Genomic DNA, 18,422 nt, shown 5'->3' on the forward strand with positions numbered 1-18,422 from the left:
CCCGCTGCTACGAGTTCAACCCAATCCCTAAAATCTATTTTGGAGGTTTATTTTGAGTAATCTTATTTTCTCAGACTCATTTATTAACGGCGAATTTTATAAAACTGATACGCACTTTAGCGTTAACAATCCCGCTACCGAAAAAAGTATTGTTGATGTAAGCGATATTGACGAGCAGGGTGTAAATAGCGCAATAACCGCAGCTCAAGGGGCTTTTGTTAAGTTAAAAGCGACAAATGCCACCGAGCGAAGCGAAACGCTGATGCGCTGGTATGAGCTAGTTATAAAACACAAACAAACACTTGCAGAGCTTATGACCAAAGAGCAAGGCAAGCCGCTCAAAGAATCGCTTGGCGAAATTAACTACGGTGCAGGTTTTATCAAATGGTTTGCAGAAGAAGCCAAACGTAGTTACGGAGATGTAATTCCGCCAACAGATGACTCGCATCGTTTAACTAGCTTTAAGCAGCCTGTCGGTGTTGTAGCTGGGATTACGCCGTGGAACTTTCCTATTGCTATGGTTACTCGTAAAGTAGCTCCAGCTTACGCTGCGGGCTGTAGCTTTATACTTAAACCTTCTGAACATACGCCACTATGCGCTATCGCACTTGCTTATCTGGCCGATCAAGCTGGTTTTGTTAAAGGTGCATTTAATGTACTGGTTTCACAAGATGCCAAAACAGTAGGTAAAATGCTGACTGACTCAGAAATCGTGCGTAAGTTTACATTTACCGGCTCTACCGGTGTAGGTAAGCAGTTGCTGTCGCAATGTGCAGACACAATTAAACGCACCTCGATGGAGCTTGGCGGCAATGCGCCTTTTATCATTTTTGATAATGCAGATTTAGATGAAGCTGTAGAAGGGCTAATGGCGGCTAAATTTAGAAATAGTGGGCAGGCATGTGTTGCTGCAAACCGTATCTTTATACAGCGTAATATTCTCGACAAAGTACTGTCAAAAATCACGCCTAAGGTTGCAGCGCTAAAAGTGGCAAATGGTTTTGAAGACGATGTTGATATTGGCCCACTCATTTACCCTAAAGCCAAAGATAAAGTACAACAGTTAGTACAAGACGCACTCGATAAAGGTGCGACGTTGATTGGCGATAATAGTGACTTAGGTGGCAGCTTTCAAAACCCATTAATAGTAAACAACGTAACTACTGACATGGATATTTACCACGAAGAAGTATTTGGTCCAGTATTAACGGTTATTCCTTTTGATAAAGAAAGTGAAGTGCTTGCACTTGCTAACGATGTACCATTTGGTCTGGCAGCCTACTTTTACAGCCAAAATATTAAGCAAATTTACCGAATTAGTGAAGGGCTTGAATTTGGTATGGTAGGTGTAAACGAAGGTGTTATATCAAACCCAGTAGCGCCTTTCGGTGGCGTTAAACAATCTGGTTTAGGTCGCGAAGGCGGGCATCAAGGGCTGGATGAGTACCTAGAAGAAAAATACGTTTGTATTAAAATATAACGGCAGTTAAGTATACGAGCGCGAATTTACTTCGCGCTTTTTTATGACGTTAATATGGCAGATATATGAACTTTACCTTTTACTGTTGCTACCCAAAGCGCTAAATGCTACCTTTGGGAACATATTTTTTGTTAATAAAACAACATAAAAAAACAAATAAAAAGTAAAAGGATTTCTATAAGTAGAAATAACCCCGTGTGTAAATGCCACCGTAAGGTGGCATTTTTTTGTTTGGATAGGTATAGGCTGTAATAAGCGTATTTTGAATAAAGGCATGGCTTTATAGGTGCTAACTTATAGGTGTGTAACCGGGTAAGTTATCAAAATCTACCTCATCTAGCTGCTCTGGGTTAGCATATTCATTGATATAATTTTTATAGACTTGCGACTCAATAAAAATAGCAAAAATGTCAGCATCAAGATGGTTTTTAGCAACCATTGACCCTAAAATAAATAAACACTCACTGACCGGTTTTGCTTTTTTGTAGGGCCTGTCTACCGCAGATAGCGCTTCAAAAATATCCGTAATAGCCATTAACCTTGCAGGCACCGACATTTGCTCTTTGGTTAAACCTCTTGGGTAACCAGTGCCGTCAAGTTTTTCATGATGACCTAAAGCATATTCAGTCACATTGCTTAAGTGTTTAGGGAACGGCAGGGCATCTAAAATATTTTTAGTTACATCCATATGACGTTTCATTACTTCACGTTCGGCTTCGGTTAACGTGCCTCTTCGTATTGTTAAGTTTTCAACTTCATCAGCTGAGAGCAATGGTGTATTAATATCATTTATAACGAGTTGGTATTTGTTTGCAATGCGTTCAATGTGCTCAAGTTCTGCATCACCTAAAAACTCGCCCCCTACATTCACACGCTGTAATAATGCACGGTCTAATGCCAACTGTTTAAGCTCGGTATCAAGTAGGCGTTCAAATTGTTGAACCTCGATAGGTTTTTGCAGCTTCATCGCACAGATGATTTTTTGCTGATACGCTATTTTTAAATCTCGGCTAATTATTTCAAATTTAGCATCTACATATTTTATTCGATCAAAAATAGTTTCTAGTTTTGTCGACTTTTCCATAATGTGATCGGGAGTCGCGATTTTCCCGCAGTCATGTAACCAGCCTGCTATATCAAGTTCATGTCGGTCGGCTTCACTCATCGAAAATGAAGCCAAAGGGCCTTTATTTATATCATGTACGGCATCAGCTAGCATTAACGTGAGTGCTGGCACTCGTTTACAATGGCCACCGGTATGAGGAGACTTTTCATCTATTGCCATCGCAATTGTTTCAGCAAAGGTCGAAAAAAGATCTTCCATTCCCTTAATTAGTGTTGAGTTAGTTAGTGAAATAGCGCCTAAAGAGGCAAAAGATCGAATTAGAGTGACAAGCTCTTCACTAAAAGGGATATTTTTATTTTGCGCATCTTTTACATTTATAAGCTGGATTACACCAATAATGTCATCTTCATGATCTTTTAAAGGAATTGTTAGCATGGACTCAGAACGATAACCCGTGCGTGCGTCCATTTTGCGAGCTGCGCTCATATCAAAGGGCAGGGCATCATACACGTCAGGAATGTTAATCACTTCGCCAGAATTTGCAGAGTGGGCAACAATAGCTGTTTCGTTTGGTTTGCCATCAATAAAAAGATCTATATTAGGAAAATCTACAGGGCTCCCTAAAGTGCCACCTAAATAAAGATTTAATGACTTATTTATTACCGTTTCAAACTTGAGTTGTTTGTTTGGGGTAATAGAGTAAATGCTGCCAGCATCAGAATTTGCTATCGACATCACAACTTGCAGTATTTCATCAAGTAACTTAGACGAGTTTTTTTCTGTTGTTAGCCTAATACTAATATCGATAAAATGCTGAAGGTTTGTTTTGTCTTTAATGTGCTGTCGCATATGTTTACTACTTTTTAGTATGTTTGAAGGCACCATTCCAATCCTTAGCTAGTGTTTGCAAATCAGTGCCCTTAATACGTTCGATAAAAATGGTATAAACGTCAGAGCTAAATACGGTCGTGCTGTGTAGTTCTTTAAATAAGCTAAGCGCTTGTGGCCAGTTTTTATTATAAAAAAGCGTCATGGCCTGCTGTGATTTTTTAGCTTCATTTAACTGCTCTTCATCGAGCTTATCTGTAAAGTTTATAGGCTCAAACAACAGTACAGCCGTTGTTTTTCCGACAACTTGTACTTTATCTATTAAACGAAATGAAATATGAGGGCATTCCTTCATCGTTTCTTCTGTAACAAGAATAGCTACGCCATAAAATTTGGTCAAGCTTTCTACTCTAGCACCTAAATTAACAGTATCACCAAGAACTGTATAGGCTTTACGGTAAACCGAACCCATATCACCTACATTCATATCGCCAGTACTTAAACCGATACCAATTTTTATTGCAGGCTGATTGTTTTCTGCAAATAACTGATTTATTTGCGTTAACCCGTTAATCATACCCATTGCGGCTTCAACACCATGGCGAGCGTGGTTTTCATCTTTTAGTGGAGCATTCCAAAATGCCATCACCATATCGCCTACGTACTTATCAATAGTTCCGTTATGATCAAATATGATTTTGGTAATAGCCGTAAGATATTCGTTTAAGTATTCACTTAGCTGATGGGGCGACATACTTTCTGATACTGAAGTGAAACTACGAATGTCGGCAAACAACACCGTCATATTTTTTCGCTCACTTTTTTGAGATAAACTTTTACCCTGTAGTATCATCTGATTTATACGCTCAGGAGGCATATATTGGTCAAACATAGATTTTATTTTTCGGCTATGTTTCATTTCAGCGATAGAGCCAACAATGATGTAATAACCCGCTAATATAATGATGAGTAAAAGGGGCATTAATAAAGGTAAACTAATTTTTTGCACTGACCATAAATAAACGTTTAAAAATATAACGACACTTGTGACTGTAAGAGACAAAACAATAATAAAACGTGCGCTCTTACCGTGGCTAAAAAACGACAGTACGCTACCCGTTAATGCAATGATGAGTAAGCTTGCTCCCAGTGACCAATTAGGTTTAGAGGGAAGTAGCTCTGGGTGCATTAACCCTTCAAATATATTGGCATGTACCTCAACACCGGGATACTGTAAACCAACAGGTGTTGATCTTAAATCAGCGAGTCCAATTGCCGATGTGCCAATAAAGGCTACAGTGCCTTCTAATTCCTCTAAACCAATTTTTTTGGTCAAAATATCGGTAGCCGAATAATAAGGGAAGCTATGTGCACGCCCTTTGTAAGGAATTAATATTTGCCCATATTCATCAGTTTGAATCCACTTATCTTGAAACTTTATACCTTCGAATAATGTTATACCATCTAATATATTGGAACGGGTTTCTATGTTTTCAGCAAGAGTATAAAGTCGAGCAACTTCAAGTGCTAAAGAAGGGTAGAGCTTATTGCCAACTCGATTTATAAGAGCTGCTTTACGTATAAAACCATCTTCGTCACTATGTGCATTAATAAAGCCGGTGCCCGTTGCAGCACTTTGTAACTGTGGAATATTTACAATAGCACCAGGAAACTGGTTTATTTGTGAATTAGTATGATCCGCATTTGCCCATATAACACTGCTTTTAGCTGGCAAGTTTTGATTAGTGAGTTGTTCATCAATCAATAAAAAACCAAGAACAGTATCATTTTTAGATAATGCGCTTGCTAGTTTTGTGTCTGCATCGACTTGTTTAGTAATTTCAGCAAAGGGGATGGTGTACTTTTTTGATAAATCAGGAATTTCAGACATAATTTTTGTAACAGGGTTTTCTTCCTGTTCAGAAAAAAATATATCGAATGCAATAACAATAACACCTGCATCAGTAAGCTTTGTAACAAGGTCAGCTACTTTTGAGCGACTCCAAGGAAAGCGTCCTTGTTCTTGCATGCTCTTTTCATCGATATCAATTATTACAACGGTTTCATCAATACGCCTAGGCGTCTCTGAAAGTGTTAGTAACAACCGAGAGTCGTATATTATACCTTCTACGCGGTTCACTAACTTTGCAAGCGACCCAGTTGAAAATAGCTCTATTGATGCAATTAATAATGTAATAACAGCGCCAATGAAAAAGTGCTTTGAAGTAATTGGTTTTAAGGAGCTAATGAGTAACGCTCCTTGATAGACTAAAAATCAAAAACTCGTCCTTCTCGGCCGCATTCTATTTTTACCTGTTGAGCGTACTGCGTGTGTAAATATTTTTCTATAGCTAATAACTGTTCATCGGTTCTTGATGGATCGTGGCTAATAATAACCACATTTTTAATACTCGCTTTTATAGCAAGCTCAGCCACCTGATCTATGGTGCTATGCCCCCAACCATGTTTAAGAGGCAAGTCTGCATCTATAAATTGAGCATCATGAATTAGTAAATCAGCGCCTTCAATAAAGTTGACCCATTCGCTAATACTTGTGTTTGCTTTTTCTGGCGGATTTAGCTCATTGTCGGTAACGTAAGCCACCTTTTTTTCATCTGCTTTAATACAATAAGCAGTACCACCACCAGGGTGATTTAGTGGAGCAGTCGAAACCAAAAAACCATTAAGTGTAAATTGCTTTTGAGACGATAAATCAGTATTAAGCGTAATGCTGGCAGGTAAATCTTGATAACACACCGGAAAGTACGAACCACTCATTTGCTTTAATATGGCATCTTCACTTTTTTTATCATCAACGTTACCCACAGTAATAGTTATATCGCGGTTAGGTTGGTAAATAGGTTTAAAAAAAGGAAACCCTTGAATATGGTCCCAATGGTTATGCGTTAGCAAAATATTGATAGGACTTTGTGTTTCTAGTAAACGTGTACCGAGTTCTACAATACCGGTACCAGAGTCTAAAATGAGATCTTTGCCATTATTTTGTTCGATGTACACACATGAGGTATTTCCTCCAAAAATGTGCGTATTACTTCCTGCTGAAGCCATTGAGCCTCTAACACCAAAAAATTCAACTTTCATAATTTAAGGCTAAGCTCCATCTTCTACAAAATTGAATTTAGAAATACTAACATTGTTAGAGTTAGTGTCATTACAGGTGCTGCTTACAACAACTTGGGTATCATTTTGTAAGATGATTGAAGTAAATACATGTGTACTGGTACATTGGCTTGCTTCATAAAATCCGGCACCACTGGGTCCAAACGTATTGTCTAAAGTACCGTCAGTTAAGATACGCGCTAACATTCCTTTATTGTTAGCCTTGCCGGCTAAAATAAGTCGGTTGCTACTATCGATCGCTGCACCGCTTAGCTCAGTGTTACCGGTTGAGGCCAAAGTATATTCACCGACACCATTTACGGCAAAGCTAGTATCGAGCGTACCCGTAACAAGCAGTCTAATAACATTGGCTTTATTTGGCGAATCAATAAGGTTTGCTATTAAATATAACTTACCCGTTGTGTCAGTCAAAATCTGCGCTATTTTATTGTGGGTATCTGTGGTTTCTTCACCTACATATTTAAAGACTTCAGTACCGTTTGAGCTTAACTTCAATGCGATTAGCTTTGAAGTGCCACTTAATACTGCCTTACCACCAATGAAAATATCTGCATTGTCGGTATGTACACGGTTATAGTACTCAAAAGCTGAGCCTATGATACTTCCGCCAGTGCCAAAGTTTGGCTCAAGGGTACCTTCTGGTGTCAGCATTATAACGATTGGGCTAGGAGTGCCGCTTATTACGATTGACCCAACAGTAATAATGTTACCGCTATTATCAAGTGCAATACCTGTCAGGTTTACCAATTCTGCGCCACTGACAGAGGTTGTGTATACACCATCTGTTGAAAATGAAGTGTCTAAATTACCAGACTGATCAACTTTAGCTACAAAGCCCGCTTCACCATTTTCACTATTTTTAGAGCCTGTAATAACTAAATTGCCGTCGCTTTGCTCGGTTAAAGCGACGCGCGACTTACTCAAATCTATGGCAATTTCTTTATGGCCACTTTCGCTAAAGCTAGTATCGATATCACCCGCACTCGTAAAGCGTGTTAATACTAACTTAGTAATTGAGTCCGATTTAGCCGTTGATGCAAGAATATACTTACCGGCATGAGGGTCATTGCTAAGTTGTAAAACGTGCATTGATTCGTCGTTTGTCGCATCTACTAAATTATTAAGGGTAAAGTAACCATTCGTTTCAAAGTTACCAAATAATGTGGCTTGACTGTCTATTGCTGCAATAAACGGTTTTGTATTTGAATCATCATTAACACCAGCTACCCAAATAGTGTCATTAGAGTCGATAGCTAAAGTGTTGGCAAATTGCTTACCACTTATACCATCAATTATATTAATGCCGGAGGTGCCATAGGCACTATCTAAAGTACCTTGATTATTAATCCGTGCTGAAAATAATTTTTCTGAGGCTGATACGCCAGTCGTCCCCGACAAGCTAATACCATTGTTGATGGGCTCGTGTTTAATGCCCGCAATGTTAGCGCCGCCATCACCATTTCCACTATCATTATCAATATCATAAATTGCAATACCAGCATTGCCAAAGGTGGTGATTAGCTCCCCATCTTTATTAATAGCTAATACTACCGCTTCTTTTTCACCGCTGGTTCTTGTTACATATCCACCTGCAAAGGCAGTAAATTCAGAATCAACAACTCCGCCTACAGCAAAAAGTTCGTCGTCTTTATCATTATCAGATATATCAATTGTTAGTGCTGCGCCACCATTAAAGTTATTGTCATTATCGCCATCAGATTTTAAATAACGAAGTAGAGAGTCTTTTGTTCCCTCTGCATTGGTAACACTCCCTACCACTAAGTAATCAGACTTATCAAAGTTCTTAACGGCAAAGCCTTCATCATCTCGATTAGCGCCGCTAACATCGACAATAGCTGGAGTAGAGTTCTCAAAATCTAGATCTGATTTTTTGTAGTGTATCCATAAACTATCGTTTTGAGTGCCGTCAAAGTGTTTGCCCACAGCCAGTAATTTATCGCCATCAATTTCAAGGTCATTAATAACGGTAGTACTATTAAGCGTTGTACACTGAATACCTGCGCCACTTTCACCGTCGTCGTCATCATCATCATCCGAACCAGTGCTTAACGTTCCAGCGAGATCCATTTTAAGTATACAAGCTTCATTATGGGTGCCATCAAAACTAGAATAGGCAATGAAAAGATCTGTACCGTCAGAAATAATAGCTGTGGCTTCTTCATCTTGATCTAAATCGAGTATTTTAGTGCCGGTGTTATTAAAGGCAGTATTCATATCACCATTGTTTGAGTAAGAGACAATAAGAAGGTCTTTATCAGCATTGTTGGTAAAACCAACAAAATAAAGGTTGCCATTAAGCTCTATACTGTCTTTAAATTCGCCACCAGAAAAAATGTCCGAAAGATCAAGCTCTCCTGTAATTGGGCGGCCAAATGCCACATCTTCAGTTGGTATAAAAAGCTCAACTTCATCAGTAATATTAACGGTTATGTTAACGTTTGAACTTTCATTAGGGGTGCCATCATCAGTTATAGTGACATTTAAGATATATTGATTAGTTGTTTCAAAATCAAATGGGCTTTCACCTACGGTTGATAAAACACCAGAGCTACTATTAATTTCAAATAAAGCAGTGTTACCGCCAGTTAAACTATAAGTTAAGGTCTGGTTCTCAATATCTGACGCGCTAACAGTCCCTATGATGTCGCCATCGGTAGCATTTTCATTAATACTAAAACTTTGAACCGATGCTACAGGTGCATCGTTAACACCAGTTACGGTAATGGCCACTGTGGCTGTATTGGTTCCGCCATTATTATCACTAATCGTATAAGTTACCGTGGCAAGTCCATTGGTATTGGCTTCAGGCGTATATTGAATTTGATTGCCAACTACTGAGACCGAACCAATATCAGCTGAGGTTGAAGAGATCACCAAGCTATCTCCATCAGAGTCAGTATCATTTGCTAATACGTTTATCAGTATTGGTGCTGCATCTTCAGCCATGGTCGCGGTATCGTTATTGGCAACAGGCGCATCATTCACGGCAGTTATCGTAATAGCGAGCGTGGCAGTATTCGTTCCACCATTATTATCACTAACAGTATAGGTAACTGTTGCTAAGCCGTTGCTATCGGCTGCTGGTGTGTATTGAATTTGATTGCCAACTACTGAGACTGAGCCAATATCAGCTGATGCTGCACTAATCGCCAGGCTGTCGCCATCTACATCTGAGTCATTTTCTAATACGTTTATCAGTATTGGCGCTGCATTTTCAGCCATAGTAGCGGTATCGTTATTGGCAACAGGTACATCATTCACGGCAGTTATCGTAATAGCGACCGTGGCAGTATTTGTTCCACCATTATTATCACTAACGGTATAAGTAACTGTTGCTAAGCCATTGCTATCAGCTGCCGGTGTGTATTGAATTTGATTGCCAACTACTGAGGCTGAGCCAATATCAGCTGATGCTGCACTTATCACCAGGCTGTCGCCGTCTTCATCTGAGTCATTGGCTAATACGTTTATCAGTATTGGTGCTGCATCTTCAGCCATAGTAGCAGTATCGTTATTGGCAACAGGTGTATCGTTCACTGCAGTTATAGTAATAGTGACCGTGGTATTATCTGTTCCGCCATTATTATCACTAACGATATAAGTAACTATTGCTAAGCCATTGCTATCGGCCGCCGGTGTATATTGAATTTGATTGCCAACCACTGAGACCGAGCCAATATCGGCTGATGCTGCACTGATAGTGAGGCTGTCGCCATCTACATCTGAGTCATTGGCTAATACGTTTATTAGTATTGGCGCTGCATCTTCAGCCATGGTAGCCGAATCGGCGTTTGCTATTGGAGCATCGTTTACGGAGGTAATAGTGATAGTTAACGTTGTTGTACTGGCACCACCGCTGCTATCGCTTACAGTATAAGTAACTGTTGCTACGCCGTTGTCGTCAGCTGCCGGTGTATATTGAATTTGATTGCCAACCACTGCGACCGAACCAGTATCTGCCGAGGCAGCACTGATAGTGAGGCTATCACCATCCACGTCGGAGTCATTTGCCAATACGTTTATTAGTATTGGCGCTGCATCTTCATCTACTGTCGCTGAGTCTGCGTTTGCAATAGGAGTATCGTTTACAGGAGTAATAACTATTGATAAGTTTGTAGTTGCAGTACCACCATTACTATCACTTATTGTGTAGCTAATAATTGCTGTTCCATTTGTATTAGCAGCAGGCGTGTATTGGATTTTATTATCAACAACAGATGCAGAACCTATATCTGCAGTAGCAGCTGTTATTGTAAGAGTATCGCCATCAATGTCGGAGTCGTTAGCTAGTACGTTAACTAATAACGCAGGAGCATCTTCGTTCATCGTTGCTGAATCAGTATTTGCAGTGGGGGCATCATTAACGGGTGTCACGGTAATCGTCACACTTGCTGTTCTGTCGTTTATGCCTTCATTACCAGTGCTATAGCCATCCGTAATGGTGTAAGTTAGTACTATCTCACCTGAAAAGTTTGCTGGTGGAGTAAACTGTATTTTTCCGGCGACAATAGTCGCTTCTCCAGCAATATTTTCTATGTTCGAAATACTAATCGTATCGCCATCTGCATCAGTGTCGTTAGCTAGCACGTCTAATAAAGATGCAGAGCTGTCTTCGTCTAACATATATTGATCGTCATTGGCTTCTGGAAAAGTATTAACGCCGCTTTCACTTAAGGTTACTTGAGCTGTTGAAGTTAAGCCTTGCTCATTTGAAATTGAATAGGTAAAGCTATCTACACCAATAAAACCTGAGTCTGGTTGATAGGTAAACGAGCCATCAACTTTTAATGTAAGCTCGCCATTTTGAGTTGTATTAATTGCCGTAGTATTAACCGATAAATCGCCAGCCTCAATATTAAAGTCGTTAATTAACAAGCCATTTTGTACTGTTACTTCAAATAGTTTATTTTTACTAAATTGATAGGCATCATTTTGTGCGACAGGGCTATCGGGTTCGCTGTTTATTACTAAAGTTACTGTGGCTGTAGAGGTTGCACCTAATGAGTCTATAGCTTGATATCGAAATTGATCAACACCATTAAAATTAGCATCCGGCACATAACTAAAGCTGCCATCAATTGCTAATAATAGTTGGCCATGTGTTGGTGCCACAATAAATGTTTCATCAACTGAAAAAATGTCATTATTTGGGTCAGTATCGTTACTAAGCACACCATTGGCTGATGTAACCACAAGTGTCTCATCTTCGCTTAAACTATAGCTATCATTTTTTGTTACAGGGGCTACGTTAGTATTTGAGCTTACAATAGTTACATTTGCAATAGCCTGAGCACCTTGCGCATCAACAACTCTATACTGAAAGCTGTCTTGGCCTTGCATGTTCTGCTCGCCTTGGTATTCAAAGCTACCATTATCAAAAAGGGTTAATTGTCCTCTTGTCGGTTCGCTAACAGGCGTTGTATCAACAGTTAAGTTATCTAAATCAATATCGCTATCGTTAATAAGTAAGCCAGGCGATAGGACAACTAAGGTTCCATTGTTTGTAATGTTATAAGTATTATCAAGCGCAATAGGGGCGTCGTTAACAGCTAAAATGGTTATCTCTACAACTGCGGTATCTGTCATACCTAGCTCGTTAGCAACTTGATAGCTAAAGGCATCTTCACCATTAAAGTTTGCAATAGGGATATAAGTAAAATCCCCATTTTCATTTATATTAATGGTGCCATGCTGCGGTAGAATTAATGCATCTGCATTTACACGTAAATCGCCACTGTATTGATTCGTATCATTTGTTAGAACGTTGCCTTGCAGAGTTTGATCTTCATTTATCTGAAACTGATCGGCATTAGCTTCTGGTGCAAATGCAAGCTCTCCACCCACTGGTGCTATGTTTATTATATTAGCAAAGCCACTTTCACCACTGCCATCAATACCGGTAATAAGTACTTGATAACTTTTATCTGTAAGTGACTCGGTAATGCTTAATGCAGTATCTTGAATACTTAAAAATTGTTGCCCGTTTTCTAATTCATAAATATTAGTAGATGAAACTCCAGCTTGAGTTGCAATATAAACGTTATAACGATTAAGTTCGGGGTTAGCTTGCCACGAAAGATTAATATTATCCTCGTCTCGCTGAGCTGTAACACCTTCAATTTGATATGGTTGCCAGTTAAAAGTAATTGCATCAGCAAGGACTTGATTATTTAAAGTGTCAGTTATCCATATTTCTAGGCGTATCTCTCCTGGAATTACGCCATAAAGCACAGGGCTGAGGCCTATAATTGATTTTTCGTAGTCAAAACCACAATCAGAAGAACACAGTGATATGCTTTTATTGACACTAGGGAGCACTAAACTAACTTCAGCAATGCCATCAGTATCCGAAGCTTCAAGTAAAAAAGAAACGTTGCCTTGCACAGTTTCGTTTGTTTGTGAAAAAATAATATTAGCGCGTGTATTAGCTATGCTTGATCCAACAACACCTCTACTTGAAGTGACAGCACCTAAAGATTTTGTATTTTTGGTTTGATTACTCGCTATAACACCAGCCAAATTTATATAGCTAGTCACCGTTGGCGGTACTACTTCAGCCGTAGGTGATTGTATTGTCTCTTGAGCAGGGCTTTCTTCTGAGCCTCCACAGGCACTTAACAAAAACACCATAGAACCAAGCAAAAATATATTTTTTGCTGTCATTTTAAATACTCCATAATAAAAGCTTTGTATCCAATGTGTTTATGGTTCTAATTTAAAAGAACCGCTAGCATTTACATCAGGATTATTTATTTCGTTAAGATTGAAGTTGCCAGTAATATTGTCTAAGTCATTCAAAAATATTGCATCAACATCGCCCTCGGCTTTATTGTTGCCATGGGATGCAAATGTAACGGCTAGGTCAAGTTCGCTTAAATTTATTAAGCCGCTGTAAGCCGCATACCAATTTCCGCCCGCGTCATTAAAACTAATTTCACCATCAGGTACCGTGCCATTATCAAAATCAACAGCCATAGTCATAGCAAAGTCAGTAACAGCACCCACACTCGAATTTACATTAAAGCTTGATGCTTCATAGTTAAATACACCTTGGCGCTGAGCTATTTGATCGACTAAAGATGCGCTGCTAACTGTTTGAAATTGTTGTTCAGAATATATATCCATAGTATCTGTATCTGCTTCAAAAGCATTTACTTCAACTTCAGTTACAGATGCTTGTTCAGCCTCTTCTTCGTTGTCATCTTTAGGGTCGATCGTTACTATATTTTGATCAAACACACGTGCCGCACGCGTCGTTTTTAATACTTCACCAGAGGCTGTAATTTGTGCAAACGAAAATGCCTCGTTATCACCCAAAGAAACCACGCTATTATTTTCTAAAGTTAAATCTATTGCGCCATCCCATACAGCTAAAAACACGTTGCCTTCAACGAGCTGAACTTCAAAATGTGTTCCACGTATACCAATAGATCCAACGGGGGTTTTTACATTATAAGAGCCGCCATTTTTTTTAATCACACCCGAAATAGAGCGTAAACCACCTTTAAGTAACTCAATAGAAGCAGAACCTTGTTGGGTATTATCATCAAATTCGTAGTTAGCAATATTGAGTTCTGAATTTTCTTTTAAAGCGATTAAACCACCATCCGACATTGAAAATTGCGCTTTGCTTTTCTCTCCAGTCGTAATGCGATCTACACCAAAAACGGTATCTCTGCGCTGCAACTGCCGTTGTTCAGAGCTTCCATCAACCGCTAGTACAGAGCCTCGCGCTAAAATAGTTTTACCAGCAGGGGAGTTTGCTTGTGTATAAAAACTTACACAAAGTAAAGTGGTAATTACAGGGAGTAAATGTTTCATAAATACCTTAAATTAAAATGAGTAAGAAGCGCTTAAATTGATATCTAAACGGTCATATTCGAATAAAGAAATATTACTGGATTTATCTTGATAGTTGGCAGCCAACTGTATTGCTAAATCACGATTAACTAAATAGCGAACAGTGGTTGAGAGCATAAAGAGGTTATCGGCACGTTCTTGTAAAAATAAAGGGTGATCATCTTTATAATTAATCCATTGGTATCCAGCAAGAGATAACAACTGCCAATGTTGAGCTAGTTGAGTGTTCACTTGGTAGTACAAACTCGTAATATTACGGCTATTAAATTCACCTTCAGTAATATCGGCTTCTTCATTTTTAGCGTTAACACTTAAACTTTGAAACCATTGCTTAGTTGCATAGCTAGCTCCTGCGTTTATTGCATAAAACGAATTATTGAGCTTTTCATCAAATCTATTATTTAAAACACCCGCAGTCGCAGAGCTAAATAAATTAACTTGTTTATTCAGCTTATAACTAGCACCTGCTGTTAAAGCTGATTCAGTACGATAAAGATCGCCATCAAGCATTAATGGAGTCGTCGATACTTGTGCAAACCAACTTATGTCATTTTGTTTATATTGATAGGCAGCATTAATATGCGCATTTATACGATCGTATTGGCTGAGTTCTGCAAACTTGTACCACCCGGTATTAACGCTTAAAGTGATTAAACTTTTTTGATCTATAGGGTGAGAGTACTTTCCTCTGTAATTTAGTCGCGCATAGTTGTCTTGCGTACTTTTACTTTCTGGCGATAATAAAAATTCACCAATATTAGGAATTATAATCGTATTTTCTGCCGTACCCGCATTTACGTTGCCATCAACGCCAAGGGCAAGCTCAATATTTTGCTTATAAGAACGTCCAGCTTCTTGCTTTTTAAGTGTGGTTGTATCAAGTAACGACTGGGCCGAAGACTTTATGTTATTAGGTGTATTAGGTGAGTTAATCAGTATTAAAGCTTGGGTATCGGCAGCAGGTAAATTATTAACGGTTAAATAAGCACGAACTAAGTACAAGCGAGCTTCATACCATCTAGGGTTGTTTTCAACTACGCGTTCAAAAGCAAATACAGCAGGTGCCGCATTTCCTGTTTTAAGCGCAGAAACCCCAAGTAAAAAATCATAAACAGGCTCACCTAAGTATTGAAATTCACTGTTACTTTTTTCGTAAGCCTGAGTATATTTCTTTTCAGAAACTAATTTTTGCAGTTTAATCAATAGATTATCATATTCATCATTGCTTTGAGCCAATGAGCTAAAACTTATTAAGGCCAAATAACTACATAGTAAATTTCTTAAAAGCTGTTTAATCATGCTTAATTTTATATCCCATAGGAAGTTTGATGTTTTGTAATAAAGTGATGTTATACCAATCTGCTTATATGTGAGGTCTATTTAACGTTAAGAAAATCACGCTAGAACTAGGCGAAAATTTTTGTATCTAGTTGTTCTAAATAAAAAAATTTTAACAACGTTTTAGTGAAATTTAATTCGTTAAGTTGCTCAAATATTTATGCAGGTTTGGTATTAGTACTAGAAATCTAGCACTTTTTGTACTTAAGTACAGCCAATGTAATCACATTGGTTAAATAAATGTTATTTAATTGCAGGCTAAATACTTGCTAAGAAATCTTCAAGTTAAACTAATTAAAGGGGAGAGGTTGCTGATAAACTAATTTAGCTTAAAATATTAATTAATTTGGGTAATAAAGCTTGGGTATGCTGTATAGAATATTAAAAAATATAATTTAGGGGAATTATTAAAATATAAATAAGGGTATTACTAGGAGAAAAAGTGGGGCGATTGACGGGGCTTGAACCCGCGACAACCGGAATCACAATCCGGGGCTCTACCAACTGAGCTACAACCGCCACTACACACACCTTGTTTGGTGTGGCGCGCATAATACATAAAATAATAAATGTTGTGAAGTCTAAAAGTGAAATAAATTAAAATAATTTAAATAAACAAATTTAATCAGTGTTGGACAGCTAGTATTTACGGGGATTAGGTAACATATTTGTCGCATAACCTTCGCGAAAAATCGAATACAGGCGAATTTAATAGTATTAATTCATTATTCTATGAGAATAAATTGTAAATTAATGTATAATAATGCTCGGAAAACGCTTAATAAAAAACATTTGGAGTAAATATGGATTCAGTACTTAATTGGCTTAACGATAACTCAGGCCTAATCTTACACTACGGTATACAAGCTGTTGTTGCGCTTGTTATCTTTTTACTTGGTAGTCGTATCGCTAAGTTTTGTTCTAACTTAACTGAAAAAGGTTTTGCTAAAAAGAAAGTAGATAAGGCTGTAGGGTCGTTTGTTTCAAGCATTGTGTACACACTTGTATTTGCTGTTACTATTTTAATGGCACTTTCGCAAATTGGTATTGAAACAACTTCGTTCATTGCTATTTTAGGTGCTGCAGGCTTAGCTGTTGGCTTAGCATTACAAGGTTCATTATCTAACTTCGCATCAGGCGTACTTATTATTTTACTTCGCCCATTCAAGTCTGGTGACTTTGTTGAAGCCGGTAATAAAATGGGTACTGTTAAGAAAATCGAAATATTCTCAACTGAACTTCGTACTCCAGATAATAAAGTAATCATCGTACCAAACTCTCAAATAATGTCAGGCGCTATTACTAACTTCTCGCGTGAGTCTACTCGCCGTATCGATTTAGTTATTGGTGTTAGTTACGATGCTGATTTACGTCAAGCAAAAGAAGTATTAAAATCTGTATTAGATGCAGAAACACGCATACTTAAAGACCCAGCTTATACAGTAGCTGTAAATGAGTTAGGTGATTCTAGCGTAAACTTTGTTGTTCGCCCTTGGGTTAACGCTGCTGATTACTGGCCTACTTACTGGTCATTAATGGAAAATATTAAAATTGCATTAGATGATGCAAATATTGCAATCCCATTTCCACAAATGGATGTTCATTTACACAAGCAAGACTAATTTTAAATAGTTATTTAATTAAAGTTATTCTTAGTTGTTGTAGTGATAAAACGGCTATTAGACATAAAATTTCATGCAGTATTTGCTGCATGAAATTTTTTACATTATTACTTAGCTGTTTTGCTTGCTCTAACAAGTAACGCTTTAATAAAATAGATATACATTTATACAAAGGTTATTTTTTAATGAAATTAAAGCTTTTATCAGTTTTAGTTGCAGCATCTGCTGCAACAAATGCATTCGCTGCAGACGCAGATCAAAAAACGTGGGAAGTTACCAGTGAGCTTGGTGCTATTATCACAAGTGGTAATACAGAAACGACCACACTCAAAGGTGGTATTAAAGTACAGCACAACCTTGAACACTGGAACAACGAATACAAGCTAGATGGTATCTACAAAGAAGATGAAGTTGAAGATGCGAATGGCGACAAAAATAAGCAGCGCACAAATGAAAAGTACTCGATTTCAGCGCAAGGTAATTACAAATTAAATGAAGATCATTCTCATCTATTCATTTATGGTTCACACGTTTCAGATTATTTTGGAGCATATAGAAGTGAGTCAGTAATTTCTGCAGGTTACGGTCTACGTTTATTAAACGAAAAAACAATGTGGTTAAGTGCCGAAGTTGGTCCTGGTTATAAATATTTTGAATACCCAGATGACAGCACTGAAATAGATGATAACGGTAACTCTCTTGCTGGCGAGTTTGAAGGCGAAGTAATTGCCTTAGGTAAATTAGATTACAACTGGCAAATTTCTGAGAGTGCACGTTTTACTCAATTAGTTGCTGTAGAGTATGGTGATACAAACACTAAAACTCGTTCAGAAACTGCATTGCTTGCAAAAATAAACGGCTCATTACAAATGAAAGTCGCTTTTAATGTCACTAACAACTCAGATGTTGCTGACGACAAAGAAAGCACTGACACAGAAACATCATTTACTCTGGTTTACAGTTTTTAACCAATGTAACTAAGTTAATGACACTAAAGTGACAAAAGGGACGAAAGTCCCTTTTTTATTTGCTCAAAATTAAGGTATTATAGCCACCAATTTTGGTT

Annotated in this window: 9 protein-coding genes and 1 tRNA gene; 3 read left to right on the forward strand and 7 right to left on the reverse strand. The window is 38.2% G+C overall.

What is annotated here, in order from left to right:
• Positions 1–52 precede the first annotated feature (52 nt).
• Complete coding sequence (locus I6E72_RS09360; RefSeq protein WP_197111993.1) at positions 53–1,480, forward strand: NAD-dependent succinate-semialdehyde dehydrogenase; 1,428 nt, start codon at positions 53–55, stop codon at positions 1,478–1,480.
• A gap of 289 nt (positions 1,481–1,769) precedes the next feature.
• On the opposite strand, the gene I6E72_RS09365 is transcribed toward I6E72_RS09360, so the two are convergent.
• The 7 genes from I6E72_RS09365 to I6E72_RS09395 form a co-directional block, all read right to left on the reverse strand.
• A complete protein-coding gene (locus I6E72_RS09365) occupies positions 1,770–3,431 on the reverse strand; it encodes an HD domain-containing phosphohydrolase (protein WP_007586383.1) in 1,662 nt (553 codons plus the stop codon).
• Positions 3,403–5,514: a CHASE2 domain-containing protein gene (locus tag I6E72_RS19895; protein ID WP_331459204.1), complete on the reverse strand. Its 2,112-nt coding sequence runs from the start codon at positions 5,512–5,514 to the stop codon at positions 3,403–3,405. The genes I6E72_RS09365 and I6E72_RS19895 overlap by 29 nt, the downstream gene beginning before the upstream one ends.
• Before the next feature lie 128 nt (positions 5,515–5,642).
• A complete protein-coding gene (locus tag I6E72_RS09375; RefSeq protein ID WP_101217992.1) occupies positions 5,643–6,476 on the reverse strand; it encodes an MBL fold metallo-hydrolase in 834 nt (277 codons plus the stop codon).
• Between the two features lie 9 nt (positions 6,477–6,485).
• Positions 6,486–13,199 (reverse strand): Ig-like domain-containing protein, encoded by a 6,714-nt coding sequence (locus tag I6E72_RS09380; protein WP_197111995.1) that lies wholly within the window; start codon positions 13,197–13,199, stop codon positions 6,486–6,488.
• A 39-nt stretch (positions 13,200–13,238) separates the two neighbouring features.
• Positions 13,239–14,357, reverse strand: coding sequence for a FecR family protein (locus tag I6E72_RS09385; RefSeq protein WP_165735302.1), 1,119 nt, complete (start codon positions 14,355–14,357; stop codon positions 13,239–13,241).
• A gap of 12 nt (positions 14,358–14,369) precedes the next feature.
• Positions 14,370–15,695: a surface lipoprotein assembly modifier gene (locus tag I6E72_RS09390; protein WP_165735303.1), complete on the reverse strand. Its 1,326-nt coding sequence runs from the start codon at positions 15,693–15,695 to the stop codon at positions 14,370–14,372.
• Between the two features lie 482 nt (positions 15,696–16,177).
• Positions 16,178–16,253: transfer RNA gene (locus I6E72_RS09395), tRNA-His, on the reverse strand.
• Positions 16,254–16,537: 284 nt separating this feature from the next.
• Between I6E72_RS09395 and I6E72_RS09400 the strand changes: the two genes are divergently transcribed.
• Together I6E72_RS09400 and I6E72_RS09405 are read left to right on the forward strand one after the other, a co-directional pair.
• Entirely contained in the window at positions 16,538–17,356 is an 819-nt protein-coding gene (locus tag I6E72_RS09400) for a mechanosensitive ion channel family protein (RefSeq protein WP_101217996.1), read from the forward strand.
• A 185-nt stretch (positions 17,357–17,541) separates the two neighbouring features.
• Positions 17,542–18,324 (forward strand): DUF481 domain-containing protein, encoded by a 783-nt coding sequence (locus tag I6E72_RS09405; protein ID WP_007582317.1) that lies wholly within the window; start codon positions 17,542–17,544, stop codon positions 18,322–18,324.
• Positions 18,325–18,422: the final 98 nt, after the last annotated feature.

This window comes from Pseudoalteromonas sp. NSLLW24 (genome assembly GCF_015864725.1).
Taxonomy (GTDB): domain Bacteria; phylum Pseudomonadota; class Gammaproteobacteria; order Enterobacterales; family Alteromonadaceae; genus Pseudoalteromonas; species Pseudoalteromonas arctica.